At 59.3% G+C, this 26007-nt stretch carries 25 protein-coding genes and 2 tRNA genes; 21 read left to right on the top strand and 6 right to left on the bottom strand.

Annotated features, from left to right (window positions below; genetic code table 11):
• The 4 genes from R6U90_RS12860 to mutS all read right to left on the bottom strand — a co-directional run.
• A partial coding sequence (locus R6U90_RS12860; RefSeq protein ID WP_410353083.1) for a UvrD-helicase domain-containing protein occupies positions 1 to 1204 on the bottom strand: 1204 nt, incomplete at its 3' end.
• Positions 1205 to 1544: 340 nt separating this feature from the next.
• Positions 1545 to 4472: a PD-(D/E)XK nuclease family protein gene (locus R6U90_RS12855; RefSeq protein WP_410353082.1), complete on the bottom strand. Its 2928-nt coding sequence runs from the start codon at positions 4470 to 4472 to the stop codon at positions 1545 to 1547.
• Between the two features lie 27 nt (positions 4473 to 4499).
• Entirely contained in the window at positions 4500 to 4823 is a 324-nt protein-coding gene (gene fdxA / locus R6U90_RS12850) for a ferredoxin FdxA (protein ID WP_410353081.1), read from the bottom strand.
• A gap of 102 nt (positions 4824 to 4925) precedes the next feature.
• Complete coding sequence (mutS, locus tag R6U90_RS12845; RefSeq protein WP_410353080.1) at positions 4926 to 7487, bottom strand: DNA mismatch repair protein MutS; 2562 nt, start codon at positions 7485 to 7487, stop codon at positions 4926 to 4928.
• A 285-nt stretch (positions 7488 to 7772) separates the two neighbouring features.
• On the opposite strand from mutS, the gene R6U90_RS12840 reads away from it, so the two are divergent.
• Positions 7773 to 8081 (top strand): PilZ domain-containing protein, encoded by a 309-nt coding sequence (locus tag R6U90_RS12840; protein WP_410353079.1) that lies wholly within the window; start codon positions 7773 to 7775, stop codon positions 8079 to 8081.
• Between the two features lie 9 nt (positions 8082 to 8090).
• Here the strand turns inward: R6U90_RS12840 and R6U90_RS12835 are convergent, their stop codons facing one another.
• Positions 8091 to 8399: a hypothetical protein gene (locus R6U90_RS12835; RefSeq protein ID WP_410353078.1), complete on the bottom strand. Its 309-nt coding sequence runs from the start codon at positions 8397 to 8399 to the stop codon at positions 8091 to 8093.
• Positions 8400 to 8420: 21 nt separating this feature from the next.
• Here R6U90_RS12835 and R6U90_RS12830 point away from each other — a divergent pair, with 21 nt between their 5' ends.
• From R6U90_RS12830 to R6U90_RS12740, 19 genes are all read left to right on the top strand, one after another.
• Entirely contained in the window at positions 8421 to 8927 is a 507-nt protein-coding gene (locus R6U90_RS12830) for a CinA family protein (RefSeq protein WP_410353086.1), read from the top strand.
• The gene (gene thpR, locus R6U90_RS12825; protein ID WP_410353077.1) at positions 8920 to 9453 is read left to right on the top strand and encodes an RNA 2',3'-cyclic phosphodiesterase; all 534 of its coding nucleotides are present in this window, start codon (positions 8920 to 8922) and stop codon (positions 9451 to 9453) included. The genes R6U90_RS12830 and thpR overlap by 8 nt, the downstream gene beginning before the upstream one ends.
• Positions 9454 to 9711: 258 nt before the next feature.
• On the top strand, positions 9712 to 10767 hold the full coding sequence (recA, locus tag R6U90_RS12820) for a recombinase RecA (protein ID WP_410353076.1): 1056 nt from the start codon (positions 9712 to 9714) through the stop codon (positions 10765 to 10767).
• A 21-nt stretch (positions 10768 to 10788) separates the two neighbouring features.
• Entirely contained in the window at positions 10789 to 11229 is a 441-nt protein-coding gene (locus R6U90_RS12815) for a regulatory protein RecX (protein WP_410353075.1), read from the top strand.
• Between the two features lie 192 nt (positions 11230 to 11421).
• Positions 11422 to 14055, top strand: coding sequence for an alanine--tRNA ligase (alaS, locus tag R6U90_RS12810; protein ID WP_410353085.1), 2634 nt, complete (start codon positions 11422 to 11424; stop codon positions 14053 to 14055).
• Positions 14056 to 14215: 160 nt separating this feature from the next.
• Entirely contained in the window at positions 14216 to 15445 is a 1230-nt protein-coding gene (locus R6U90_RS12805) for an aspartate kinase (protein WP_410353074.1), read from the top strand.
• 134 nt (positions 15446 to 15579) lie between these two features.
• Positions 15580 to 15774: a carbon storage regulator CsrA gene (gene csrA, locus R6U90_RS12800; RefSeq protein WP_310692909.1), complete on the top strand. Its 195-nt coding sequence runs from the start codon at positions 15580 to 15582 to the stop codon at positions 15772 to 15774.
• A 58-nt stretch (positions 15775 to 15832) separates the two neighbouring features.
• A tRNA-Ser gene (locus R6U90_RS12795) sits at positions 15833 to 15925 on the top strand.
• Positions 15926 to 16105: 180 nt separating this feature from the next.
• A tRNA-Arg gene (locus R6U90_RS12790) sits at positions 16106 to 16182 on the top strand.
• A gap of 600 nt (positions 16183 to 16782) precedes the next feature.
• Positions 16783 to 17205 carry a hypothetical protein gene (locus R6U90_RS12785; RefSeq protein ID WP_410353073.1) on the top strand — a complete coding sequence of 141 codons (423 nt, stop codon included), beginning with the start codon at positions 16783 to 16785 and terminating at the stop codon, positions 17203 to 17205.
• Positions 17206 to 17497: 292 nt separating this feature from the next.
• Positions 17498 to 17899 carry a sulfur oxidation c-type cytochrome SoxX gene (gene soxX / locus R6U90_RS12780; protein WP_410353072.1) on the top strand — a complete coding sequence of 134 codons (402 nt, stop codon included), beginning with the start codon at positions 17498 to 17500 and terminating at the stop codon, positions 17897 to 17899.
• 101 nt (positions 17900 to 18000) lie between these two features.
• A complete protein-coding gene (soxA, locus tag R6U90_RS12775) occupies positions 18001 to 18672 on the top strand; it encodes a sulfur oxidation c-type cytochrome SoxA (protein ID WP_410353071.1) in 672 nt (223 codons plus the stop codon).
• A gap of 62 nt (positions 18673 to 18734) precedes the next feature.
• A complete protein-coding gene (locus R6U90_RS12770; protein ID WP_410353070.1) occupies positions 18735 to 19121 on the top strand; it encodes a DUF3775 domain-containing protein in 387 nt (128 codons plus the stop codon).
• 475 nt (positions 19122 to 19596) lie between these two features.
• The gene (locus tag R6U90_RS12765) at positions 19597 to 19989 is read left to right on the top strand and encodes a metalloregulator ArsR/SmtB family transcription factor (RefSeq protein WP_410353069.1); all 393 of its coding nucleotides are present in this window, start codon (positions 19597 to 19599) and stop codon (positions 19987 to 19989) included.
• Positions 19990 to 20028: 39 nt separating this feature from the next.
• Complete coding sequence (gene arsC / locus R6U90_RS12760; RefSeq protein WP_410353068.1) at positions 20029 to 20448, top strand: arsenate reductase (thioredoxin); 420 nt, start codon at positions 20029 to 20031, stop codon at positions 20446 to 20448.
• 44 nt (positions 20449 to 20492) lie between these two features.
• Positions 20493 to 21578, top strand: coding sequence for an ACR3 family arsenite efflux transporter (arsB, locus tag R6U90_RS12755; RefSeq protein WP_410353084.1), 1086 nt, complete (start codon positions 20493 to 20495; stop codon positions 21576 to 21578).
• A 3-nt stretch (positions 21579 to 21581) separates the two neighbouring features.
• Positions 21582 to 22541: a permease gene (locus R6U90_RS12750; protein WP_410353067.1), complete on the top strand. Its 960-nt coding sequence runs from the start codon at positions 21582 to 21584 to the stop codon at positions 22539 to 22541.
• Between the two features lie 73 nt (positions 22542 to 22614).
• Positions 22615 to 22929 (top strand): hypothetical protein, encoded by a 315-nt coding sequence (locus tag R6U90_RS12745; RefSeq protein WP_410353066.1) that lies wholly within the window; start codon positions 22615 to 22617, stop codon positions 22927 to 22929.
• Positions 22930 to 22954: 25 nt separating this feature from the next.
• Entirely contained in the window at positions 22955 to 23188 is a 234-nt protein-coding gene (locus R6U90_RS12740) for a thioredoxin family protein (protein WP_410353065.1), read from the top strand.
• Positions 23189 to 23221: 33 nt separating this feature from the next.
• Here R6U90_RS12740 and R6U90_RS12735 read toward each other — a convergent pair whose 3' ends face one another.
• Complete coding sequence (locus tag R6U90_RS12735) at positions 23222 to 24403, bottom strand: cation:proton antiporter (protein WP_410353064.1); 1182 nt, start codon at positions 24401 to 24403, stop codon at positions 23222 to 23224.
• A 138-nt stretch (positions 24404 to 24541) separates the two neighbouring features.
• Here R6U90_RS12735 and R6U90_RS12730 point away from each other — a divergent pair.
• Positions 24542 to 26007: hypothetical protein (locus R6U90_RS12730; RefSeq protein ID WP_410353063.1), on the top strand; the 1466-nt coding region annotated here is incomplete at its 3' end.

Raw genomic sequence — 26007 nt, 5'->3', positions numbered from 1 at the left:
CCTGGAACTCGTCCACCAGCAGATGGGCGATGCGCTGATCGAGTTTGTACTGCACCCACAGGGCGTTGTCGCCGTCGTTGAGCAGCTGATACGCCTTCCATTCCAGATCAGTGAAATCGAGCAGCCGCTGTTCGCGCTTGATGCGCTGGTAATGATCCAGCAGGGCGACGCCGGCCCGATACCAGGCGCTGTTGACCCGATAATTACGTTGTGCCGCCAGCTGCTGTTGCAGAGTTTCCAGTTGTTCGCAAAAGTCACTGTGCAGTTCGGCCAGCTCTTCGGCACCGGCCGCCCCCAGGCTTTTTTGCAAGGCTTTGTTGCTCGCTTCGCGATTACTGCGCGGCGTACCGGCCTGGGTTAAAAACGCCTGGTAAACCGCGTTGTAGCGGATAGCTGCGTCCTGTTGTGGATCCAGCGCGGTCTGCAACCGGGCCACAGCCTCGTTATTGCCTTTATTGGGATGTCCGGCGAGCAGTTCGGCCATGCGCGCCAGTCGCTGGCAACGCCCGGCGTTGGCAAAAAAGTCGACGACCGGATCCGTATCGGGATCGATGCCCAGCTGGTCGCGCAACTGGTGGCAGGCCCACGCGATCGGATCATCCTGGCCGGCGGTATAGACCCACCAGTCGCTGCGATGCCCGACGAACTGGCGCAGGGCGCCGAGGGTGTTGGACAGGCCCAGTTCGTCGAACAACTGGCGCAGAGCGACGGCCTCTTCACTCTGCGGTTGGCGGGCGGCGGTGACCATCAGCGCCTCGCGGGCCTCGTCGAGCAGTGCGGCGGTGCGCTCCAGCAGTTCGAAACCGGGCGGGACATCCGCCTCCAGCGGGAAGCGGCGCAGCAGTTCCTGGCAAAAGGCGTGGAAGGTGGTGGTGCGCACACTGCAGGGCATTTGCAGCAGCCGCTGATAGAGTTGCCGGGCCTGCTGGCGCAGGGTCGGGGTCGGCTCCAGCTGCAGGGCCTGTAACTGTTGATCCAGCGTGGCGTCGTCGCACAGCGCCAGTTGTTGCAGGCGCTGCAACAGCCGTTGCTGCATTTCGGCCGCCGCCTTGCGGGTGAAAGTGATGGCCAGGATCGTGCCCGGCTCGGCGCCCTCGAGTAACAGGTGCAGCAGGCGGCTGACCAGCAGATAGGTTTTGCCGCTGCCGGCCGATGCCTGCACGGTGATGTTGCCCACCAGGGCGGGGGTCGCGGCGCCACTCATAGTCGGCCTCTGTGATGGGGCGCACAGCCCGGTCCGAACGACCTTGCGCTCACGCGGTGGATCGCTAGGCTTGAAATACCTTTCGGCGATGTGCGACCTGCATGTCCGCCGCCAGGTGGAAGTCGCACAGGGAGACGTGTCGGGGGCAGGAGTGCCCACTCAGGATGAACCGCAGGGATGACTGTGGCAGTGATACGGAATTGTCGAGCGCGCCGGCGCAGGCCGGTGCGTAGACCGCAACTGCCCGGACAAGCGACGGGCCGGAGTGCCCGCAGGGAACTGAGCCGGGGCGGCCGCCGGATCGGATTAACCTCCGAACCGGTGGGTCGTCCGGGTTTTTTTATGTCTGCCAGACGGGTTTTCGACATAACAGTGCCATATCACAATATTTGCAGGTATTTGTGTCGCCCCAGGCCGGCAGTCCCTGCCCCGCTTCTATCTGGTTCACGAGAGTTTGCAGGCGTTCGCCGACCGCCTCGCCAAGTTGTTGCAGTTCCGTCGCCTCCAGCGAACAGTTCAGTTTAAGCGGCTTTTCCGGTTTTTCGAAATGCAGATAGGCCACCTCGGCGACCGGCTGGTCCGGATCCTGTTGCTGTTGCAACAGGGCATAGAAGGGCAGCTGGATCGCTTCGCCACGGCTGACCTCTGTCGGTTTGGGAATGGTATTGCCCGTCTTGTAATCGAGAATCGCCACGCCGGCGTCGCTGCGATCGATCCGATCCAGCCGCCCCCGGATCGCCACCGCCCCCAGCTGGCCCTCGCTGCGTTGTTCGGTCTCGCGCACCTGCCAGCCGCTCTGGCGGCGGGCGATCTGCCAGTCAATATAGCCGGGAATAAACGCCCGCCACTGGCCGAGCCAGGCCTGATGCTCGAAGTTGTCGGCCAGCACATCGGCAAACACCGCCCGGGAAATTGCCTCCAGCCGGGCGATCGCCGCGGCGCGGTTGGCCAGCTCGAATGGCGCATTGAACGGTTCGGGCAGGCCGGCGACCGGGGTATGCAGGGCCTGCAGACAGCGATGCACCCGCTCGCCGTAATCGGCCTTGGACAGCGCCTCGCGAATCTCCTCCGGCGGTTTGAGCTGCAGAGCGCGCGCGGCGTAGTACTGATAGGGACAGTCCAGCAACTGCTGATAATCGCTGGGCGAAAACCCCGCTGGCAGCTGGTCGGCCTCCAGTGCCGGTACCGGCCGGGCGCCCGGGAGCGGCAGGGGCACGTCCGGTTCGCGCTCCACCATAAAGGTTTCGGCGGCGTTGGCCTGGTCAGCCAGGGTGGCGGCCAGCAGCGACTGGTCGGGCCAGGCCTGGTGATGCAGGGTCAGCAGGTATTCCAGCCAGTGGCTGATGACCACCGGTTCGCCATCCTGTTCGGCGCGGGCGGTGACCAGCATTGCCGGCGCGGCCTCCAGCAGGCGGCGGATGTGATAGAAGCGCTCGGCGTAATGGGCCTCGCGCTGCGGCAGTCCCAGTTCGAGGCGTACCTGCTGGTTGAAAAACGGACTGATGGCCGGATGGCCGGGCAGCGACTCCTGCTCGGCGCCGGCCAGGATCAGGGCATCGAACTGTTGCAGCTGGCTCTGGGCCAGCCCCAGCAGGCGCACGCGCTGCTGGGTGGGGCGGGGCCGAAAATGGGTGCGTTCCAGATGCCGTCCCAGCCAGGTGCGAAACTCGCTCCAGCCCAGTTCGAAGGCATCCGCGTCGACCCCGCCGCTGAGTTTCTCCAGCAGTTGCATCAGGCGGCTGCCGGCGGCGTCCTGCTCCAGCGCGCGATCCATCGCCAGCCGCTGCAGGCTCTGTTGCAACGCGCCAAGCCAGCGGGCCGCCGGGTGGTGACCCCGGCGCAGGGTCAGCAGAGGTGTGGCGGCGTTCTCCAGCCGATCGAACAGATCCAGTAATGGCGTGATGTCCGCCTGGTTGGCCAGCCGTTTGCGCCGGTCGTGAGCGTGGGCGCGATAGCGGTTGAGATTGCGGGCGATGTTCTCATGGCGAATGAGGTCCTGTTCAAGCCGCCAGGTAGCCAGCCGGTGTTGCTCGGCGTCAGCATCGGCGAAAACAAACGGTGATTTGAGCAGATCCAGTAGCGGCAGGTGGGCAAAGTCCTCTTCCAGGCATTCCAGCCAGCGCTCCAGCGCCGCCGCAGCGCTGGTGGTCGACAACGCCCAGCCGGCGGCGTCGGCCAGCTGGATGTCGGCACGCTCAAGCAGGGCGCGCACCCGCCGGGCCAGGCGCCGGTTCTCGGTGACAATGGCGATCCGGGTCTTGCCCCCCAGCAGCCACTGACGCACCTGAAGATCGATGGCGCGCGCCTCGTGTTCCGCGTTGTCGGCCAGCAGCACAGACAGCCGGGCCTGTGCCGGACTGTTGGAGGCGGCCTGCGCCAGTTGCCGGGCGCTCTCCTGCAGAGGCTGTTCATCCTGCTTGAAGATTGTTGCCAGTAGCCGGGTATACGGGGTGGCGGACGTTTCGGTGGCGGGCAGTTCGAGCACCCGGACCAGCGGCGCCAGATGCTGATCGGGATAACCGGCAGGTGTCGCGGCAATCTCTCCGTGTATATAAAGATGCAGTTGATCGCGCTGTAGCAGCGTCTGCAGCCATTGTTGTTCCGCCCCGGTTAACGGGTCGGCAAGGGCAAGCCATAATGGCTGTTGACTATCGATTGAGTCCAGACTCTCGCGCAGGGACAGCAGATGGGCGGAGTCGGCGTCGGTCAGGCCCTGGGCCCGTAATTGTTCGTGCCAGGCGTGCCACAGTGTATGAACGATGGTGGCCTCGCGGCCGAGAGTCTGGCGCAGGCTGTCGCGCACCCCGTAAGCATTTTGCAGTCGGTCGATGAAACTGTCGCAATCGGCCGGCAGACCGATCTCGCCCAGCGTCAGGGCCTGGAACAGTTCCAGCAATTCGTTGGCCAGTAGCCAGGGATTGGCCTGATTGAACAGGTGTTGATAGGGCCGCAGCGCGTCGACCAGCAACAGCTCGGCGCTGACCGTGGAACAGACCCGGATGTTATCGGGCAGAAACGATCGCACCCAGTCGCGCAGGGGGCGAATCTCCAGCCCTACCAGTCCACCGAACCCCTGTTCGGCCGACGCCGCCAGTAACTGTCGGCGCAGCGGACCGCTGATCTGGGGATCGTCGACCAGCAGCGTGACCCCGGTGAGATCCGGCAGTTGCTCACGGTGGTGGCGGATCAGATCCCGGGCGAGCTGGTGCAGGGGATCGGCGTGGTAGGGCAGGACCACCACGCCGTGACGTAAGTTGTCTGGCGCCATGGGAACGGACCCGGACGCGGAAATGATTCAGCGTTCCAGATACTGGAGCTTGTCCGGGACGCCGTCCCACTCCTTGGCGTCGGCCGGGGGATCTTTCATTTCCATGATCACCGGCCACTCCCTGGACAGATCGGCATTGAGCTCAATGAAGTTTTCCATTCCGGCGGGCACATCGTCCTCGGCGAAAATGGCTTCGGCCGGGCATTCCGGTTCGCACAGGGTGCAGTCGATACACTCTTCGGGATCGATCGCCAGAAAGTTGGGACCTTCGTGAAAGCAGTCGACAGGACACACCTCAACGCAGTCGGTGTACTTGCATTTGATACAGTTGTCGGTGACTACGTAAGTCATGCGCAGGCTCCTTAATCAGTCAACGAATACCGAACACGGCGTGTCCGGCGGGCAATTCAATAGCCTATGTTAGCGTGAAAGCCGGGCGGCGTGCGAGCCCGCTTATATATTCAGCAATTTTTTCAGCCGATAGAGTTCATCCAGGGCCCGGCGCGGGGAAAGTTCGTCCGGTTGCAGATCCGCCAGTGCCTGCAGGGCCGCCGATGGGAGCGGGGCCGTTGCGGTCTCGCTGTCTGCCGCGGGCGCCGGCGACTCGCCCTGTTCCAGTTGCTGCAACTTTTCCCGGGCCCGGTCGATGACGGCGCGCGGCACGCCGGCCAGCGAGGCGACATGCAGGCCGTAGCTGCGACTGGCCGGGCCGGGCTGGACCTGGTGTAAAAAGATAATCTGATCGCCGTGTTCCCGGGCGTCCAGATGCACATTGCGGCAATGGGGCAGCTGCTCCGGCAGCCGGGTCATTTCGAAATAGTGGGTGGCGAACAGAGTATAGGCCTGGATCCGGGTAGCCAGTTCCCAGGCGCTGGCCCAGGCCAGCGACAGGCCGTCGAAGGTGCTGGTGCCGCGACCGACCTCGTCCATCAGGACCAGGCTGTTGGCCGTGGCGTGGTGCAGAATATTGGCAGTCTCGGTCATCTCCACCATAAAGGTGGAGCGCCCGCCGGCCAGATCGTCGGCGGCGCCGATGCGGGTGAAGATCCGATCTATCGGCCCGATCCGGGCCGACTCGGCCGGGACATAACTGCCGATATGGGCGAGCAGGGTGATCAACGCGATTTGACGCATGTAGGTCGATTTGCCCCCCATATTGGGGCCGGTGATGATCAGCATGCGGGTCGCCTCGTCCAGATCGAGATCGTTGGGCGTGAACCGGGTCGCCTGGACCTGTTCGATTACCGGATGACGACCGCCGCGGATTTGTAATCCCGCTTCAGTAACCAGTTGCGGACAGCGCAGATCGAGCGTAGCGGCCCGTTCGGCGAGGTTACTCAGGGTATCCAGTTGCGCCAGGGCCACCGCGCAGTTCTGCAGCGAGGCGTGTTCCAGGTTGAGTTTGTCCAGCAATTCATCATACAGCTGCTTTTCCCGGGCCAGGGCCCGTTCGTTAGCGCTCAGCACCCGGTCCTCGATCTGTTTGAGCTCGGGAGTGATATAGCGCTCGGCGGCCTTGAGGGTCTGGCGCCGCTGATAATGATCGGGGACCGATTCGGTTCGCGCCCGGCTGATCTCAAGATAATAACCGTGCACCCGGTTGTAACCGACCTTGAGATTGGCGATCCCGGACTGTTCGCGCTCACGCTGTTCCAGCTCGGCCAGAATGGCACCGACGTTATGTTGCAGATCGCGCAGTTCATCCAGCTCGCGATCATAACCGTGGGCGATCACCCCGCCGTCGCGGATTAACAGGGGGGGCTGTTCGATCAGTGCGTTATTGAGCAATGTATGCAACTGCGGAAACGGTCGGGCCTGATCGTACAGTTCATTCAACAGCAGAATGTCGGTCTCGATCCCGGCCAGTTGTGCGCGTAGCTCGGGCAGGAGCGCAAGGGCATCTCGCAGTTGCACCAGATCCCGGGGCCGGGCCGATTTGAGGGCAACACGGGTCAGAATGCGTTCGATATCACCGATCTGTTTGAGCAGTTCCCGCAGCGGAACATAGCGATCGGATTCCAGCCACCGGTCGATCAGCGTCTGGCGTTGACGCAGCCGATCGTGGTCGCGCAACGGCCGGTTGATCCAGCGGCGCAGCAGCCGGCTGCCCATGGGTGTCACGCAACGGTCGAAAATGCCGGCCAGAGTATGGTTGTGCTGACCGGACAGGCTCTGTTCCAGTTCCAGGTTCTGACGGGTAGCGGCATCGAGTAACAGGCTCTGTTCCCGTTGCTCGGTAATCAGACCGTGCAGGTGTGGCAACAGACCGCGCTGGGTTTCCTGCACATAACGTAACAGACAACCGGCGGCGGCAATGGCCAGCGGCCAGTCGTCACAGCCGAAGCCCCCCAGGTGTTGAGTCTGAAACTGTTCGCACAGCAGACGATAGGCGCTGTCGTGATCGAAATGCCAGGGCGCACGGGTTTTGAACGCCGCAGTGCGCAGTCCCGGATAGGGACTCTCCCGTTGTTCGTCGACCAGCAATTCGGCCGGTTGCAGACGGACCAGTTCCGAGTGCAGGGCCTCTTCAGTGTCCAGCTGCTGGACACTGAACCGGCCGCTGCTCAAATCGAGACAGGCCAGCCCGTACTGTTGTTTGTGTCGATACAGCGCGGCAATCAGGTTATCGCGGCGTTCCTCGAGCAGCGCTTCGTCGGTCAAAGTGCCGGGGGTGACAATGCGCACCACTTCACGTTTGACCGGTCCCTTGCTGGTGGCCGGATCGCCGATTTGCTCGCAGATGGCGACGGACTCCCCCTGGCGTACCAGGCGGGCGAGATAACTTTCTATCGCGTGATAAGGCACTCCGGCCATCGGGATCGGCTCACCCGCCGACTGGCCGCGTCGAGTCAGGGTAATATCCAGCAGTTGAGCCGCGCGTTTGGCATCGTCGTAAAACAGCTCATAAAAATCGCCCATACGATAGAACAGCAGGATATCCGGATACTCCGCCTTGATGCGAAGGAACTGCTGCATCATCGGTGTGTGCTGGGAGGTGGGCGCGGTGCTCGACATGGACGGAGAGTTTATCGACTTTGCCCCGCACAGGGAACTGCCCCGTTTTCGATGTACTGGAAATCAACGCGAGATGGCGCAGTGACAGAGACGTGGAGAATGATTTTCATTTTGTTGGTGTGCCAAGTATAACTATATTGAACTCTGGTAATGAGTATTTCACTGGTTACTAACCCTTGGTAACTAGCGACTGGATTGCGGCTTGCACCGATTCAATGGCTGCCATACAGTTCGTTTATATACAATAAGAATGTCGGCGCAAGACGTAAAAACGGGAGAGACCGGATGCCGAGGGACTATGACGAGAAACGCGATTTCATTCGTGTCGATGTGGATTGCGAGATTCATTTCAAACCGGAAGGAGGGGGGCAGGAAGAGGTTGGAAGACTGGCCAATCTGAGTGGGCGCGGCATGATGTTCATTACCCGGCATGAGATCCCGATTGACAGTGTCCTTGAGGTGCGCATCCAGGCCGAGAACCAGGTCACCGCGCCATTGCATGCCATGGTACGGGTGATGCGGATGGCCAAACAGCGCCGCGGTGACGGGTTTGAAGTCGGAGCCATCATTACAGGGGTGATCGATGAGGAATGAATCTTTATCTCAGGCGTGGGCGTCGATCCGGTTCAGCAGTTCAACCCCGCTCTGGTCGCTGATCCGGTTCACCGCACGATAGACAGCAACGGCCTGTTGCGGTGACAGTCCACCGGGACGACCCTCGATCAGACTGGCTTCTGTCAGTGCCGAAGACGCAGGACGGGGAGCCGGTGCAGCAACCTCCACCGCGCGGGGGATTGTCTGGTGCACCACCAGATTACGGCTATAACGCTGCGCGCTGCCACGAATGGTGGGATGGGGAAGAGAGCTGCTCTGAATATCCATACAGAGCGAAGTATAGAACAGGAAGTCCACAGGCATAATCCTATGAACTCGATTCCCAGTGACGAGAATTTGCTGGCCCTGGCCCATCGAATCGCCGAGCATTTCGAAGGTTCCGGCCGGGCGCTGGTGACGGCCGAATCCTGCACCGGCGGCTGGATTGCCAAGTTGCTGACCGATGTCCCCGGCTGTTCCGACTGGTTCGAGCGCGGCTTTGTGACCTATTCCAACGCAGCCAAGCAGGAACTGCTGGCTGTGCCGGCCACAGTGCTGGACGAATATGGCGCGGTCAGTGAGCCGACGGTGCGGGCCATGGCCGAAGGGGCCCTGTGCTCCAGCCGGGCCAAGCTGGCCCTGTCGGTCAGCGGCATTGCCGGCCCTGGAGGCGGGCGACCCGACAAGCCACTGGGGCTGGTCTGGTTCGGCTGGGCGCAACAGGTTGCCAGTGACAGGCTGCAAGTCACCAGCGAATACCGCGTATTTAACGGCAACCGTGATGACGTGCGCCGACAGGCGGTAGTCCGGGCCCTGGAAGGCGTCCTCGAATTGACCGGTGAATGAGCCCCGCCAGCGACTTTTTTTTGCTCTGTGGCCCTCGCCGGCCCTGGCTCGATCGCTGTCCCGGCTGGCCCGGGAGAAGTTCCCGGATCCCGGGGCCCGCCTTCTGCAAGCCGATCAGTTTCATCTGACGCTGATCTACCTCGGGCCCACCGATGCCCGGCAGCGCGCCTGCGCCGAGCGGGTTGCCAACAGAATACAGTCCGACGCCCTGATCCTCTCCCTCTCCCGGCTCGGCTTCTGGTCCCGATCCCGGGTCGGCTGGATCGCTCCGCAAAGCAGCCCGCCGACCTTGCTGGCCCTGGTGAGCCAGTTGCAGCAGGGGCTGGGCGAGTGCGGCTTTCAAGTCGATGCCCGGCCCTGGCAGGCCCATCTGACTCTGGCGCGCAAATTGCGCCAACCGCCGCTGATCGAGACCCTCGAACAACCACTGCTTTGGCCGGTTGATGAGTTTGTCCTCGTTGAATCCCAAACCCTGCCGAGCGGAGCTCAATACCGCATCCTGCAACGCTGGTTACTGAACGGTTAGCATCATCACCCAATCAGCGAAGTCGTCGAAGCCACTGAACCTGCTGAATAAACCCGGCATTCTGTACTTTTAAGGCAATGACTTCGCGGTTCTCGCCAGCGGCGTTGTGGTGCCGGACAGTCAGGTCTCTGGACGATGACGGGCCGGGGCAAATCGAGGCTAGGCCGTGGTCGGGATTGTGTGAAATAATGGCAGCGGGTTACGAATGGGCGTGGGACCAGGGAGCGGTTTCATTTGACAAGTTACGGGAGAAATATCATGGATGCAGACAAGAAAAAAGCACTCAGTGCCGCACTGGGCCAGATTGAAAAACAGTTTGGCAAGGGTTCGGTCATGCGCATGGGCGATACCTCGGCGATACGCAATGTGGAGGCGATTTCCACCGGTTCGCTGGGACTGGATATCGCCCTGGGTGTCGGTGGCCTGCCCAAGGGCCGGGTAGTGGAGATCTACGGTCCGGAATCCTCGGGCAAGACGACTCTGACCCTGCAAGTGATTGCTGAATGCCAGAAACATGGCGGTACGGCGGCCTTCGTGGACGCCGAGCATGCGCTGGATCCCCAGTATGCGGGTCGTCTGGGCGTTAATGTAGATGATCTGCTGGTCTCTCAGCCGGATACCGGCGAGCAGGCCCTGGAAATCACCGATATGCTGGTGCGCTCCAGCGCGGTGGACGTGGTGGTTGTTGACTCGGTGGCGGCACTGACGCCCAAGGCGGAAATCGAGGGCGATATGGGCGATACCCATGTCGGTCTGCAGGCGCGGCTGATGTCCCAGGCGCTGCGCAAACTGAGTGGCAATATCAAGCGCTCCAATACCCTGGTGATTTTTATCAACCAGATCCGTATGAAGATCGGCGTGATGTTCGGCAGCCCCGAAACCACCACCGGGGGTAACGCGCTCAAGTTCTATGCGTCCGTGCGGCTGGATATCCGGCGTATTGGTTCGATCAAAAAGGGTGACGAAGTCATTGGCAACGAGACCCGGGTCAAGGTGCTGAAGAACAAGGTAGCACCGCCGTTCAAGCAGGTGGAATTCGATTTGCTGTATAACGAAGGCATTTCCCGCGAGGGCGAGATTATCGATCTCGGTGTCAAGGAAGGGCTGGTGGAAAAATCGGGCGCCTGGTACAGCTATAATGGCGATCGCATCGGTCAGGGCAAGGATAACGTGCGCAACTTCCTCAGGGAGCACCCGGAAATGGCGCAGGAGATTGAAGCCCAGATACGCGATAAGCTGCTCCCCAAGCCGGCGGAGGCACAAGCCCAGGCCGACGTGCCCGATGACAGCGCGCTGGAAGAAGCCGAAGCCTGAAACCGGTGACGCCGTTTCAATATGGCTAAAAGCGTCCGTGAAGCGGCGATGGATATGTTGTCCCGCCGCGAACACAGCACCTGTGAGCTGCAGCAAAAGCTGGTGCGCAAGGGGTATGCCGAAGAGGAGGTCGATTCGGCATTGCAGCGCCTTGCGGATGAAAACCTGTTGAGTGACGAACGGTTCGTGGAAGCCTTCGTCCATTCCCGGCAGACCCGGGGCTCCGGGCCGCGCAAGATCATTGCCGAACTGTCGCAAAAAGGTGTCAGCGAGACGCTGATCTCCCAATATCTGGATGAACGCAGCCCGGTATGGATCGACCTGGCGAGGGAGGTGCGCGTCAGGAAATTCGGCCCGGTGTTACCCGGGGAGTACAGGGAAAAAGCCCGGCAGATGCGTTTTTTGCAGCAGCGCGGCTTTACCAGCGAGCAGATACAAAATGTGGTGCGGGATGATGACTGAATGAATGAAAGGAATTGATTTCAGTTCACTGTTGCCCCATATCTCTTGTAGAGACGCAGAGTTTGCAGAGATTAACTTTATCTTCGCGGCTCTGCGTCTTTGCGAGTGTAACGAGGTCTCGAGTGTAATGAGGTCTATAGTTTGCCGATAATCGAACCGTTATCGTTGATGCAGTGAGATTGGATACCCATGATGAACAGCAGTGCTGAATTACGTACAGCCTTTCTGGAATACTTTCGCGAGCGGGGCCACGAAGTCGTCGCCTCCAGCCCGCTGGTGCCGGCCAATGATCCGACCCTGCTGTTTACCAATGCCGGCATGGTGCAGTTCAAGGAGACTTTCCTCGGTCAGGAGACGCGTCCCTACCAGCGGGCGGTTAGCTCCCAGCGCTGCGTGCGCGCCGGCGGCAAGCACAACGACCTGGAAAACGTCGGCTATACCGCCCGCCATCACACCTTTTTCGAAATGCTGGGTAACTTCAGCTTCGGCGATTATTTCAAGCGCGAGGCGATCGGGTATGCGTGGGAGTTTTTGACCGACGTATTGAAACTGCCGGCGGACAAGTTATGGGTGACTGTCTATCAGGATGATGAGGACGCCGCGAACATCTGGCTCAAGGAGATCGGCGTCGACGAACAGCGCTTTACCCGAATCGGCGACAAGCCGGGCGGCAAGCGTTACGAGAGCGACAATTTCTGGTCCATGGGCGACACCGGGCCCTGCGGCCCCTGTACCGAGATTTTCTACGATCATGGCCCCGGAGTCCCCGGCGGCCCGCCCGGCAGCCCTGATGAAGACGGCGATCGCTATATCGAGATCTGGAATCTGGTTTTCATGCAGTATGACCGGGATAAAAGCGGTACTCTCAATCCGCTGCCCAGGCCCTCGGTGGACACCGGTATGGGACTGGAGCGCCTGGCCGCAGTCATGCAGGGCGTGCACAGCAATTACGAGATCGACCTGTTCCAGAATCTGATCGACGCCGCGGCGACAGTGACGGGCTGTAAAGATAAGCAGGATAACTCCCTCAAGGTGATCGCCGATCATATCCGCTCATGCAGTTTTTTGATCGTCGACGGCGTGATGCCCTCTAACGAAGGCCGCGGTTATGTGTTGCGTCGCATTATTCGTCGGGCGATTCGACACGGTCACAAGCTGGCGGCGTCGCAGGGCTTTTTCCATCAGCTGGTCGCGCCGCTGGCCAAAGAGATGGGCGAGGCCTATCCCGAGCTGACCAAACAGCAGGCCATGGTGGAGAAAGTACTCAAACAGGAAGAAGAGCGCTTTGCCGAAACCCTGGACCAGGGGATGCAGATCCTGAATCAGGTCATCGCCGATCTGCCCGACAAGACGATCCCCGGTGAGACCATTTTCAAGCTGTATGACACCTTTGGTTTCCCGGTGGACCTGACCAACGACATTGCTCGTGAGCGAGGTCTGCAACTGGATATGGCCGGTTTCGACAAGGCGATGGCTGCCCAGCGTGAACGGGCACGTTCCGCCAGCCAGTTCGACGTCGATTATGGCGAAGCCGTGCAGGTCGCGGGTGAGACCGAGTTCACCGGTTACGAGCAGCTGGCCGGACCGGCCACGGTCGAGGCGATCTATCAAAACGGCCAGCCGGTGGAGGAACTGGACCAGGGTGAGGCCGGGATGCTGGTGCTGGATCGCACGCCCTTTTATGCCGAGGGCGGCGGCCAGGTGGGCGATCGTGGTCGGCTGCAATCAGACGGGGGGAAATTCACGGTCGAGGATACCCGCAAGCAGGGCGGCAAGGTCTTTTTGCATTTCGGCAAGGTAACCGAAGGGGTGATCAAAACCGGCGAACAGGTTGAGGCGAGCGTGGATGCCGAGCGCCGGCAGGCCACGGCCTACAACCATTCGGCGACTCATCTGTTGCATGCCGCATTGCGCCAGCTACTGGGCGAGCATGTCACCCAGAAGGGTTCGCTGGTGGATGCAGAACGCCTGCGCTTCGATTTCTCCCATTTCGAGCCCATCAGCCGCGAACAGTTACTGCAGATCGAGTCGCTGGTCAACGAGCATATTCGTCGCAACCACCCGGTCGAGACGCAAGTCATGGCCCCGGATGCCGCCGTCGCCGCCGGCGCCATGGCCCTGTTCGGCGAGAAGTACGGGGAAGCGGTGCGTGTGTTGCGCATGGGCGAGTTTTCCATGGAGCTGTGCGGCGGTACCCATGTTGAGCGCACCGGCGATATCGGCCTGTTCAAGATCGTCAGCGAGGGCGGCGTGGCCGCCGGCGTGCGGCGCATCGAGGCGATGACCGGTCAGCAGGCCCTGCAGTGGGTGGAAGAGAACGAAGCGCAGCTGGAGGAAATTGCCGGGATGTTCAAGGGCGCGCGCGAGCAACTGGCCGAGCGGGTGCACCAGACGCTGGAACAGAATCGCAAGCTGGAAAAAGAGGTGGAGCGGCTCAAGGCCAAACTGGCCAGCAGCCAGGGTTCCGATCTGGCCGCCCGGGCCCGGGAGATCGACGGCCTCCAGGTGCTGGCGGCCCGCCTGGACGGCGCCGATCCCAAATCGCTGCGCGACACGGTGGATCAGCTCAAGAACAAACTGGGTTCTGCGGTCGTGGTGCTGGCCACCGTCAGCGGCGACAAGGTTGCGCTGGTCGCCGGCGTCAGCCAGGACAATACCGACAAACTCAAAGCCGGCGATCTGGTGAATATGGTTGCGCAACAGGTCGGCGGAAAGGGGGGCGGTCGTCCGGATATGGCCCAGGCCGGCGGGAATCAGCCCGAAGGACTGGATGCGGCTCTGGACAGCGTCTCCGACTGGGTTCGCACTCAGCTGTCCGGCGCCTGACGGGGCTGGCAGGCCTGAGCATCGGGGCCGGGTTTTTATTATCTTCTGTCTGATAGCGGGTTGAACGAGGTCTTTTCTGCTTTCTGTCGGCGGCGTGCCTTTCAATCTTTTGCCAACTAGTGTTTAATTTGCGCCCTTTGGGCAGCGCGTAAAGGTTTTAATGGCTCTTATTGTTCAAAAATACGGCGGCACGTCGGTCGGCACGGTCGAGAAAATCGAACATGTCGCCGAAAAAGTGATCGCCAGTCGCCAGGCCGGTCACGATGTGGTGGTGGTGGTTTCCGCCATGAGCGGCGAGACCAACCGACTGATCGAGCTGGCCAGCCAGGTGAGTGATCAGCCTGATCCCCGGGAATACGATGTCCTGGTCTCCACCGGCGAGCAAGTGACCATTGCCTTGTTGAGCATGGCTCTCAATGCCCGGGGCTATCCGGCCCGTTCCTACACCGGTTCGCAGGTGCATATCCTCACCGACAACGCGCACACCAAGGCGCGGATCCTGGATATCGACGAAAGCCGCATGCGCACTGACCTGGATCAGGGGCGGGTCGTGGTGGTGGCCGGTTTCCAGGGATGCGATGAAGACGGCAATATCACCACACTGGGCCGGGGAGGCTCCGATACCACCGCCGTGGCATTGGCGGCAGCCCTCAAGGCGGACGAATGCCAGATTTATACCGATGTGGATGGGGTCTACACCACCGATCCCCGGGTGGTGTCCGAAGCCCGTCGCCTGCAGCGCATCACCTTCGAGGAAATGCTGGAGATGGCCAGTCTGGGGTCGAAAGTCCTGCAGATCCGGGCGGTGGAATTTGCCGGCAAATATAATGTCAACTTAAGGGTGTTGTCCTCGTTTGAGGAAGGCCCCGGCACACTCATTACCTATGAGGAAGCAGCGGATATGGAACAACCTGTCATCTCCGGTATCGCCTTCAATCGCGATGAAGCCAAGCTGACGATTCTGGGCGTTCCGGATCAGCCCGGCATGGCATTCAGCATCCTGGGACCGATTGGCGATGCCAATATTGAAGTGGATATGATTATCCAGAACGTGGGGGCGGACGGGACCACCGATTTCACTTTCACTGTCCACCGCAATGATTACGACAAGGCCCTTAAACTGCTGCAGCAGATTGCACAAAAACTGGGCGCGCGCGAGGTTGCCGGTGACAAGTCTATTGTTAAAATCTCGCTGGTTGGCGTTGGCATGCGTTCTCATGCCGGAGTGGCCAGCCAGATGTTCGAAGCCCTGGCGCACGAGGGGATTAACATCATGATGATCTCAACCTCCGAAATCAAAATCTCCGTAGTTGTCGCAGAAAAGTACCTGGAACTGGGAGTGCGCTCCCTGCACGGCGCGTTTCAGCTTGAGCAGGAAACGGCGGTGTAAATCCACTTTGTTGGCATCGTTTATTTACTAAAGTTTAGAGTTGCAATGACGATACCTTAGGCTTGAGCCTGCCCGCTATCAGGCCTGCTGAAGGACAGAATTTACTGAATTATCCGAAAAGGAGTTAGATTGAAATGCTGATTTTGACCAGACGGGTGGGTGAAACACTCATGATTGGCGACGAAGTCACCGTGACAGTCCTTGGCGTCAAGGGTAACCAGGTGCGCATCGGTGTCAACGCACCCAAGGACGTCTCCGTTCATCGTGAAGAGATTTACGAACGGATCAAGAGCGAAGAAGACGGCAGCGCCCAGGAATCCGGCAGCTGAGACTTTACCTAGGCCCTCCGCCCTAGTATCCTTTGCACCCCTGCGCAATCAGGGTACTGGAGAGATGGCCGAGCGGCTGAAGGCGCTCCCCTGCTAAGGGAGTATGGGGTTAATAGCTCCATCGAGGGTTCGAATCCCTCTCTCTCCGCCATATCGAATAAAAATGCCGCCCTGTGGGCGGCATTTTTATTCAGTTTCCAGATTCCAGTCGCCAGGAGCCAGAAGTTATCCGGCTTGAAAATGGTCCGGATAATCAGTATATTGCGCCTTCTCCAAGGTTTGGGTGATTTTTTCTGGCAACCAGTATCTAGCACCCAGCCCCTGTTCTAATGCGCCCGTAGCTCAGCTGGATAGAGTACCTGGCTACGAACCAGGCGGTCGGAGGTTCGAATCCTTCCGGGCGCGCCATATAAAACAAAAAAGGGCCACCTTTCTCTGGGGTGGCCCTTTTTTGTTTTATCCGTTATACCAGCCGGATTCGAACCTCCGACTTCAAATGGCTGGTTCGACAAGCGGGTGGAACCCGCGCAGAACGCCGGAGCGTAAGCGACGGCGGCCCCGCAGGGGTGAGCGCGATAGCGCGAATAATCCTTCCGGGCGCGCCATATAAAACAAAAAAGGGCCACCTTTCTCTGGGTGGCCTTTTTTTGTTTTATATGCTGTAACAGCCGGATTTAAACCTTCGATTTTAAATTGGTTGGTTCGAAAAACTCGCCAGCGAATTGACTCACTGCGACCCCCGGGTCTCTCCCTTCGGGCCAATGGCGCAACATCGCTGTTGTTCCCCATTACTCCCGGTAATTTTGTGGACGTTGCAAAGCAACGATCGCCGGGGGCAGGCCGGGGATTGCCTGCATTAATCTTTCCGAGCACGCCATATAAAAAATGACCACTTTTTTTTATCCGTTGTTCTCTTTTCCGATTACCACTGGCGCGGAGTGATTTCGGGACAGAAACTTTTTTCGGGTCTATGCTGAAACTGAACAGACAGCGAAGCGGAGGCAAAGGATGGAACACGACAAAGTAGCAGAGCGTATTCATCGGGTGGCGCGGCTCTATAGACAGTTTGATAATGAATACTGGGCACTTGTATCGCAACTACAGCATGCGGGACGACATCTGGGGATCACCGGGCCCGACCATGAGCGGCAAGCTATGGCCGAGCTTACCTATGTCGGCGAACTGTTTCGTATTGGTTTGCGTCTGGTAACCGTTGAAGGCGCACCGCTCGGTGAGATATATCTGGATCATGTGTGTGATGAGGTGACGCATCGCGTGGGGCGCTTGTTCCTCGATGAGGCGGGCCAGCTACTAGATGCGCCGGCCGGCGCGGTACTCGGAAATATCCGTGACCCGGATATCGCCCCGCATCTGCTGGTGAACTGGCTCGACGACTGGTTACGGAATTCTGCAGAACTCAAAACGTTGTGAGTGGCGAAGGTGCCATAATTCGATCAAACTCCTCACAGGTCGGACTGTTGAGATTATGGTTGAATAAGTTATTCTGGGTGGCATACCGGTCTTTCAGCATGGCAAACGAATTCGGGAGTTCGAGGGCGCAATGATGAATCCGGATTAGCAGCATGCCAATGTTGACGCAGATCAACTCCCTGGAATCGCTACGCGACTAAAATCTCAAACTGCTATGATGGTTAGTGTGATAGTGAAACTTTTAAATCGCAGGTCGCTATTAACAGCCCTTGTGTATATTGGCGGTCTCTCCTTGTCAGGGCCGATCCACGGTGAGGAGTATGTCGAGTGGAAAGCCGAGGGCGATGCCATTCTGGAACCGCTGGGCGGGTTACAGGGCGATCCGGTGCGGGGCAAGGCCGTGGTCATTGATCGCGATAGCGGTAATTGTCTGGCCTGTCATCTCATGCCCATTCCCGAGCAGCCCATGCACGGTACTGTCGCGCCACCGCTTCATGGTGTCGCTTCCCGTTTGACCGAAAGCCAGTTGCGTTTGCGTGTGGTTAATGAACAACTGATTAATCCCCATACTATTATGCCAGCTTTCTACAAAAAACCCGATGAGTATTATCGACCCCATCCCGCTTTTAAAAGCCCGGTGCTGACTGCACAGGAAGTGGAGGATGTGGTGGCCTATCTGAAGACGTTGAAATGAAATCTGAATTGCTGAAATCGATAGTACATATCTGCCCTTTTGTATTGTTGATTGTTTCCGCTTCTGCGAATGCTCTGGAACCACAGTCCAGTTATGAACTGTTGAGTGAAGATCTCCGGCAAATGCAGGACGATGATTTTGCCAACCCCGGCATGATGGCAGTGGATCGGGGACATGAGCTGTTTCAAAAACCCGGGTTTAATGGCAAATCCTGCGCAACCTGTCATGGCGATAACGGGGAAAAGCTCGATCCGGAGCAGGTCGCCGCCTATCCGAAATATGATGCCGAGCAGGGTCCGGTGACGTTACAAAGTCAGATCAACCAGTGTTACGCAGATCGACAGGAAGAGTTCCCTCTGCTTTATGATGCCGACGAACTGATTGCCCTGGAGACCTTTGTGCGCCATCGTGCCCGTGGAGAAAAGGTCAATGTGGATATCAGTGGACCGATACGCAAACACTACGAGGCGGGGAAAGAGATTTTCCATACCCGCATCGGACAACGCGACATGGCCTGCGTGCATTGCCATGAGACCTATGTCGGCCAGCGCCTGCGCGGCCAGATACTCAATCAGGCCCAGATCAACGGTTTTCCCATTTACCGGGTTACCGATGGCACGATCATGAGCCTGCATGAAAAATTTATCGGCTGCTATGGCACTTTGCGTGCTATGCCTTACGAGCCGGGATCACAGGAATATATCGATCTGGAGATTTATATGAGTGCCCGTGGCAATGGTTTGCCGATTGAGACCCCGGGTGTTCGTCATTGATAAGGTTACGGTAAGGATGAACCTGGTATCAGTCCGGGCCCAGCACAAGAGGAGGAACAACAATGCTCGAACTCAATCCTGAACGGATTTGTAACATTATTCAGTTGGCTCGCGAGTTTCATGCCAAGGAAGCGGTGGTGATCCCCGAGAGGCCAAATAACTCCAGCGATGACTGGGCCTTGCAGGTACTGGCAGACCACCGGGATGATCCTGTTTATCAGGAACTGAGCTATGCCATTGATGATATGGAACCGGATCAGCAGGCCCAGTTGCTGGCGCTGGCCTGGCTGGGCCGTGAGGATTACGCCCTGGATGAGTGGGACGCCGCGGTGCGTATGGCCGTGGAGAATCTGGTTTCCAGTTCAGCCAGGCAAATCATTGCTATTCCCTATATCGCTGACTATCTGGAAGAAGGATTGCGCCTGCATGGTTATCGCTGTGAGGGCTGAGTTTCCGGTTCTGCGGGGAGACCGGAGATGCTGAGTCAAACGGTGTAAGCTTCAAAAGCCGTATTGACAGGGCTTATATAAATTCCCGAACTTGTGGCCTATCCCCAGGCCGCAGGAAAGGGCGTCAGCGGGCACGCTCTCACCCGGTAGTTGATATCCGGATGGAGCTTGACTCCTGAATACACTTCGGTCGTCCTGACTTCTCCTCGCTATACCCGACCCACGTCCTGCAAAGTTGAGAAGTTTCCTGTCCTGGATGATTCCGGGGATCGCGGGACCTTTCTGGCACACGCGGTAGACAACCCGATTACGAATTTCAGCAGTCCGGCAATGTATGTGATCGACTTGACTGCGCGTCAGAGCCCTGTCTGTTTCTGCATGAATTGTTGCGGGCCATATGCTGTCCCGCTCGCCGGGACCTGTCAGCGTGTCCAGGGATGAGAAGGAAGCCCCACCTGAATCGCTGCAAATATATATGGTTGACAGTATATATGATAATCCGTATGTTACACGCATGAGTCTCGAGGCCGAATCCTTCTATGCTGCCCTGGCCCACCCGCTGCGCCTGCGCGCGTTGTTGCTTTTGCAACAGGAAGGGGAACTGTGCGTCTGTGAGCTGACCCATGCGCTGGGCGTGTCGCAGCCGATGATCTCCCGCCACCTGGCGCAGTTGCGCCAGAGCGGTGTGGTCGGCGACCGCCGCCAGGGGCTGTGGGTTTATTACCGCCTGCATGAGGCGTTGCCTGCCTGGGCCAGCCAGGTGCTGGCCGCGACCGCCGACGGGGTGGCCGATCAATCGCCCTATGACGATGACCGCCAGGCCCTGGCCGGCATGGTGGATCGTCCGGGTAATGCCTGCTGCGCCTGATATCTCACTGACTAATAACCACATGTTATGGAGTCCCGGATGAACATTCTGTTTCTTTGCACCGGTAATTCCTGCCGTTCGCAGATAGCTGAAGGCTGGGCGAAACAACTTGCTCCCTCGGACTGGATCATTGAATCGGCCGGTATCGAGGCGCACGGCAAGAACCCGCGCGCCATCGCGGTAATGGCCGAGGCTGGCGTGGATATCGCGCAACAGGAATCGACCAGACTTACGTCCGAGATGCTCGAACGTGCCGATTACCTGGTGACCGTCTGCGGCCATGCCGACGAACACTGTCCGGTAGTGCCGGCCGGCACGCGCAAGGAGCACTGGCCGCTGGAAGATCCGGCCAAAGCCACCGGTAGCGAGGAGGCGATCATGCCGGTGTTTCACGCGGCCCGCGACGATATTCGCCGCCGGGTGGAAGAACTGGTGCAGCGTCTGCAGGTGGAACAATGAGCGCGCAGTGCGAAACCACCGCGAAAAAGTCCGCCGGCGCCGGTATGGGCTTCTTCGAACGCTATCTGACCGCCTGGGTGTTTTTGTGCATTCTCGTCGGCATCGGCCTGGGCCACTTTTTCACCGATATGTTTCAGGCTATCGGTGCACTGGAGATCGCCCGGGTCAATCTGCCGGTGGCGGTGCTGGTGTGGCTGATGATCATTCCCATGTTGCTCAAGGTCGATCTGCGCGCCCTCAAGGGGGTGACGCAACACTGGCGTGGCGTGGGCGTGACGTTGTTCGTCAACTGGGCGGTTAAGCCCTTTTCCATGGCGTTGCTGGGCTGGCTGTTCATCGGCTGGCTGTTTTATGACTGGTTGCCGGCGGATCAGATTGACAGTTATATCGCCGGACTGATCATCCTGGCCGCCGCGCCCTGTACCGCGATGGTGTTTGTCTGGAGCCATCTCTCCGACGGCGAGCCGCACTTTACCCTGTCGCAGGTGGCACTGAATGATGTGATCATGATCGTCGCTTTTGCGCCGATTGTCGCGCTGTTGCTTGGCCTGTCCGCGATCACCGTGCCGTGGGAGACGTTGCTGCTGTCGGTGCTGGTCTATATCGTCATTCCGCTGATTATCGCTAATCTGTGGCGCCGCTGGCTGCTGAATCACGAGCACGGTTATCTGCGGTTGCAACGAGTGCTCAATGTTATGCACCCGGTTTCATTGATCGCGCTGCTGGTGACGCTGGTGCTGCTGTTCGGTTTTCAGGGCGAGCAGATCATCGGGCAGCCATTGATTATTGTGCTGCTGGCGGTCCCGATCCTGATCCAGGTGTTTTTCAATTCCGGCCTGGCCTATCTGCTCAATCGCGCAGTGAAATCACCCCATTGCGTGGCCGCGCCCTCGGCGTTGATCGGTGCGAGTAATTTCTTCGAGCTGGCTGTCGCGACGGCGATTGCGTTATTCGGTTTCCAGTCCGGTGCGGCCCTGGCCACTGTAGTCGGTGTGTTGATCGAGGTGCCGGTGATGTTGCTGGTGGTCAACGTGGTCAACCGCACGCGGGGCTGGTACGAGTCGCGTGAGGGCGTGGTGCCGCACGAACAGTGTTGCCCCTCGGATGCTCACTTGCACGCAGGACAATAAAACATGTTCGATGCCCTGGCCAATCTGGTCGTCTATCAGTGGTTCGGGCTGGATCCGGCCTCCCATGGCGGCGCGGCGTTGCACTTCTTTGTCATGGATACGGCGAAGATCTTTGCTCTGCTGGTGATCGTCATTTATATCATGGGCCTGCTGCGCGCGATGTTGTCCCCGGAAAAGGTGCGCGACTATGTGCGCGGCAAACCCAAATGGATGGCGCGCTCCTCGGCGGTAGGACTGGGTGCGGTGACGCCGTTCTGCTCCTGTTCCTCGGTGCCGCTGTTCATCGGCTTCGTCGAGGCGGGAATTCCGCTGGGCGTGACCTTCTCGTTTTTGATCGCCAGCCCGATGATCAACGAGGTGGCGGTGGTGATCCTGCTCGGTATCCTCGGCTGGGAGCTGACGTTGATGTATGTCGCCGCCGGACTGACCGTGGCCTACGTGGGTGGGATGATCATGGAGCGTTTCAAACCCGAGCGCTGGGTGGAATCCTACGTCTGGCAGATCCAGATGGGCCAGATGGCGCAGGAAGAGCCCGACACCTCGCTGGCCGGGCGTCATCGTTATGCCTGGAATGAAGTCCGCGAGATCGTCGGTCGTCTCTGGAAGTGGGTAGTGGCGGGTATCGCCGTGGGCGCGCTGTTCCATGGTTATGTACCTGAAGGCTGGGTGACCGAACACCTGGGCGGCAAGGACAACTGGCTGGCGGTCCCCGGTGCGGTGTTGCTGGGAATACCGCTCTATTCCAATGCGACCGGTGTGATCCCGGTGGCCGAGGCCATGCTCGGAAAGGGCGTGGCTGTCGGCACCACCCTGGCTTTCATGATGAGCATCGCTGCGTTGTCGTTGCCGGAGATGATCATCCTGCGCAAGGTGATCAAATGGCCCGCGCTGGCGCTATATGCCGGCGTGCTGGCGATTGCTTTCATGCTGGTGGGGTGGGGCTTTAATCTGTTTGCCCTGTAACACATCAAAAACAGATGCCTGCGCAAGCCACGACGAATACGAACCTGATCAATTCAAACTTAAGGAGACACTCATGCAAGATGCCCCGCAACTGCACTCATCCATCGTCGCCATGGTTTCACTGGCCTCCGGCATCGCCGCCAGGCATCCGGACATGGGCCAGTGCCAGCTGGGCCGTCTGCGCCAGGCCGGTGTGCCGCAACAGCAGATTGACGCAGTAATCGAGATCGCCCGTCATATCCGTGACGAGGCGGCACAAAAACTCGATGCCGCCTTCGACGAGGCGGCCGGGATCGCAACCGCCAGCAAGCCCAAAGTAGACAAAGGCAAACCGGTGGGCGAATCGGCCTGTTGCACGCCGACCGCCAGCGGCCAGTCCTGTTGCTGATACACGATCATTCAAGGAGATTGTTATGAAAAACATCAAGGTACTGGGAAGCGGTTGCGCCAACTGTAAGCGCACCTTTGCCCTGATCGAGGAAACTGCCAAATCGAAAGGAGTGGACGTCGAACTGGAAAAGGTCGAGGACATCGGCGCCATCATGGGCTACGGTGTCATGTCCACCCCCGGGGTAGTTATCGATGGCCAGGTTGTACACGCCGGCGGCGTGCCGGATCGCAAGAAGGTCGAAGGCTGGTTAGACTGAACTTACTGATACAAATCACCAGAACCATTTGTGTTATTTATTCTTTTGCGAAGTTTCCGGAAGGGTTTTCAAAGCCCGCCGGGTCAGGATCGGTCCGAGGATTTCAAACAATACGGTGCTGCCAATGACCACGCTGATCAGGGTTTCGGAAAATTCGGGATAGCGTTCGGCCGCAACCAGTCCCATGCCCATGGCCACACCCGCCTGCGGCATCAGTGACAGGGCAAGCCGGTTGCTCTCACTGACGGGGGTATGCAGCCAGGCGCCGGCGCTCCAGGCGCCGGCAAAGCGGGAGACAATCCGCAGCAAGACGTAGGCGCTTCCCAGCAGACCGATTTCCAGCAAGCCGAACAGTTCCAGCTGGGCGCCGGCCAGGACGAAGAACAGGACCAGGAAGGGGCGATCGAAATCTTCGATGACGTGAAAGGGGCGGGTATGATGCCGGGCGAGATTGACGATCACCATGCCCAGGGTCATGGCGGCCAGAAACGGCGAGACCTCCAGCCACTCTGTGAGCCCCGCGCAGAGGATCACGACACCCAGCGCTTCGAGAATGGTCGGCTCGCCCGGCCGCAGGCGGCCGGTCAGCAACGCCGCCGGCATACCGATGGCCAGGCCGAGCAATAACGCGCCGCCAATATCCCAGACGCCGTGCAGGATCGATTGCGAGAGTGAGCCGTTGCCAGTCAACACCGCGACCACGGCCAGTGCCACGGAAAAGATGATCAGTCCCCAGGCATCATCCACCGCCACGATCCCCAGCAGGGTGCGAGTGATGCGATTCTCCTTGCCGCTCTCGCGAATGACCTCGATGGTGGTGGCCGGATCGGTGGCGGCGGCGATGGCGCCCAGCAACACCGCCAGCGGGGGCGGCGTATTCAACAGCAGCAGGCCGAGGATTACCCCGCCGCTGGTGAGCAGGGCGATCAGCACCGAATAGCCCATCACCGCGCGACCGTGTCGGAAGATGCCCTGGCGGCTGAGTTTGCCGCCGAGCAAAAAACCGATCATGGTCAGGGCGATAGTCGTGATCAGCTCGAACCACGCTTCACTGCGATCGGGTAGCAGATCCAGCCCGCCGGGACCGACCGCAAACCCGAATACCAGCAGCAGCGTCACGCGCGGCAGACGGGTCAGCTTGCCGACAGCGTCGGTTGCCATACCCAGCAGCAACAGCGCGCCGAGGGAAATCAGTATGGTGGCGTGTTCAGACATAATCGTTAATGGATACCGAGCATACATATATTGTTCACAGGGAAAAAGCCTCGGATGGCGGGTATGGTATTTTTTCTCAAGCCAATATAGCTGGTGACCGATAAATCACGATAACAATTTGCGGAGGCGGGAGGGGTAATGCGGTTAGTGAGAAGTCTGGCTGTCTGGGCCATAGTATCTGTCGTTTTTATCGGGGGCTGTGCTGCCCCTACCGAGAGGCTGGATCCTGCGCAGGGAAGAAAGCTGCTGGATCAGGCGCTGGATGTGCCGCAGGATCGGGGGCTGATCGCGGTTTATGCCCCGGCTCTGAGTAGTGGCGGAGAGTTTTTAAATTCGCAAAAAGAACGCTCCATTAAACTGGTCGCACCCGGTCTGTTTGCCGCCATCGTGAATGAAAAGTTTTACCATTCCTATCTTGACTCATCACAACAACCGTTTTTTTATACCCTGCTGCCCGGCAACTATCGCCTGACGGCAACCCTGAATCAGCCCAAGTTCAGAGGCAGCTCAGAGATAGTCACCACCAGGCAAACGGTTGAAATCGAGGTCAAGGCCGGCGACCGGCGGCTGTACAAGTGGACCGATTATGAAGAACCGTTGCTTGAGCCCATCTCCGTCGCCGCAGCCCGCAACGATGAAGCGTTGTTCACCCAGAAGGCACAGACGATTCGCCTGGACGAACAGCAATGGAACAATCTTAATGCCCGCTTGTTAAAACCGCTCGAATCGAATATTCCGCCCGGCAGTGAGTGCCTGCCTGATTCATTGAAGCTGCGCTGGGCCAATGCGCGCTTTGAGGGCAAGGTTCGTGATTGCCGGGAGCTGAGGCAGGGTACGTTCACCTATGACGACGGACACCGGTTTAGCACCCGCTTCCCGGATGGTGACTGGGGCAAAATCGGCGCACTGGTTTCCATTACGGAAGGACAACATTACCGGCTTCGGCCAATCGCGCATCAGCCGCTGCATAAGGCGATGGAGGCAGCTTCCCCGCGGGTCGGTTACCAGGAGCTGGGCGCAATTAATAGCGGCAATCTGGTGGCCGTCGACAAAGCCAAGCTGGCGCAAGTTAAGCCGGATTTGCCGCTGCTCATCGACATGCTGACCGGGAAGCCTGGTAGCAAGGTGACCCTGACGTTTGAAAGCCGGGCGCTTGGCAGCAAGGCCGATCTGGTCGTGACCCGGGCCAAACCCGAGTATGGTTCGAGGTTGAGTATGCAGCCGGGTATCGATAGTCAGATCAGGTATCCCGATGGGCGTCGCTATACCGGCCCGGTGGTGCTCGATTCCGCGAAAGGCAATCAATTGCCGCTGGCGCGTCCACGCAACTCCGCCAGTAACAACCTGAAGGAACTGAACCTGCATGGTCAGATCGTCCATGCCGGCGGACGAGGTTTTATCGGGCAGTTTGATCAGGGGCAGCCCCGTGGCCAGGGCTACTGTTTCAAGGGCACTCGTGGCGAGCCCTGCTTCTACGCGCCGGATTCTAACGGCAAAGTCACCTCGCTGGCCTACAGCGGCAACGAGGAGCTGAAACGTCCCGCTTACAGCACCCGCCCGGCCAGCGCCATTCTGGCGGATTTCAACAATCTGCCCAAAAGCGC

Origin of the sequence: Thiohalophilus sp., from assembly GCF_046483665.1 — a bacterium.
In the GTDB taxonomy this organism is placed as follows: domain Bacteria; phylum Pseudomonadota; class Gammaproteobacteria; order UBA6429; family Thiohalophilaceae; genus Thiohalophilus.
This window is presented reverse-complemented; position numbering and strand designations above follow the sequence as displayed.

What these genes read in the sequence shown, in the direction of transcription:
- csrA (WP_310692909.1), top strand. Translation starts at nt 15,580, where the DNA reads ATGCTGATTTTGACCAGACGGGTGGGTGAAACACTCATGATTGGCGAC.
- R6U90_RS12765 (WP_410353069.1), top strand. Translation starts at nt 19,597, where the DNA reads ATGGTTGACAGTATATATGATAATCCGTATGTTACACGCATGAGTCTC.
- fdxA (WP_410353081.1), bottom strand. Translation starts at nt 4,823, where the DNA reads ATGACTTACGTAGTCACCGACAACTGTATCAAATGCAAGTACACCGAC.
- R6U90_RS12855 (WP_410353082.1), bottom strand. Translation starts at nt 4,472, where the DNA reads ATGGCGCCAGACAACTTACGTCACGGCGTGGTGGTCCTGCCCTACCAC.
- R6U90_RS12785 (WP_410353073.1), top strand. Translation starts at nt 16,783, where the DNA reads ATGGAACACGACAAAGTAGCAGAGCGTATTCATCGGGTGGCGCGGCTC.
- R6U90_RS12750 (WP_410353067.1), top strand. Translation starts at nt 21,582, where the DNA reads ATGTTCGATGCCCTGGCCAATCTGGTCGTCTATCAGTGGTTCGGGCTG.
- R6U90_RS12840 (WP_410353079.1), top strand. Translation starts at nt 7,773, where the DNA reads ATGCCGAGGGACTATGACGAGAAACGCGATTTCATTCGTGTCGATGTG.
- R6U90_RS12740 (WP_410353065.1), top strand. Translation starts at nt 22,955, where the DNA reads ATGAAAAACATCAAGGTACTGGGAAGCGGTTGCGCCAACTGTAAGCGC.
- arsB (WP_410353084.1), top strand. Translation starts at nt 20,493, where the DNA reads ATGGGCTTCTTCGAACGCTATCTGACCGCCTGGGTGTTTTTGTGCATT.
- alaS (WP_410353085.1), top strand. Translation starts at nt 11,422, where the DNA reads ATGAACAGCAGTGCTGAATTACGTACAGCCTTTCTGGAATACTTTCGC.
- recA (WP_410353076.1), top strand. Translation starts at nt 9,712, where the DNA reads ATGGATGCAGACAAGAAAAAAGCACTCAGTGCCGCACTGGGCCAGATT.
- R6U90_RS12770 (WP_410353070.1), top strand. Translation starts at nt 18,735, where the DNA reads ATGCTCGAACTCAATCCTGAACGGATTTGTAACATTATTCAGTTGGCT.
- arsC (WP_410353068.1), top strand. Translation starts at nt 20,029, where the DNA reads ATGAACATTCTGTTTCTTTGCACCGGTAATTCCTGCCGTTCGCAGATA.
- R6U90_RS12735 (WP_410353064.1), bottom strand. Translation starts at nt 24,403, where the DNA reads ATGTCTGAACACGCCACCATACTGATTTCCCTCGGCGCGCTGTTGCTG.
- mutS (WP_410353080.1), bottom strand. Translation starts at nt 7,487, where the DNA reads ATGTCGAGCACCGCGCCCACCTCCCAGCACACACCGATGATGCAGCAG.
- R6U90_RS12805 (WP_410353074.1), top strand. Translation starts at nt 14,216, where the DNA reads ATGGCTCTTATTGTTCAAAAATACGGCGGCACGTCGGTCGGCACGGTC.
- R6U90_RS12745 (WP_410353066.1), top strand. Translation starts at nt 22,615, where the DNA reads ATGCAAGATGCCCCGCAACTGCACTCATCCATCGTCGCCATGGTTTCA.
- R6U90_RS12815 (WP_410353075.1), top strand. Translation starts at nt 10,789, where the DNA reads ATGGCTAAAAGCGTCCGTGAAGCGGCGATGGATATGTTGTCCCGCCGC.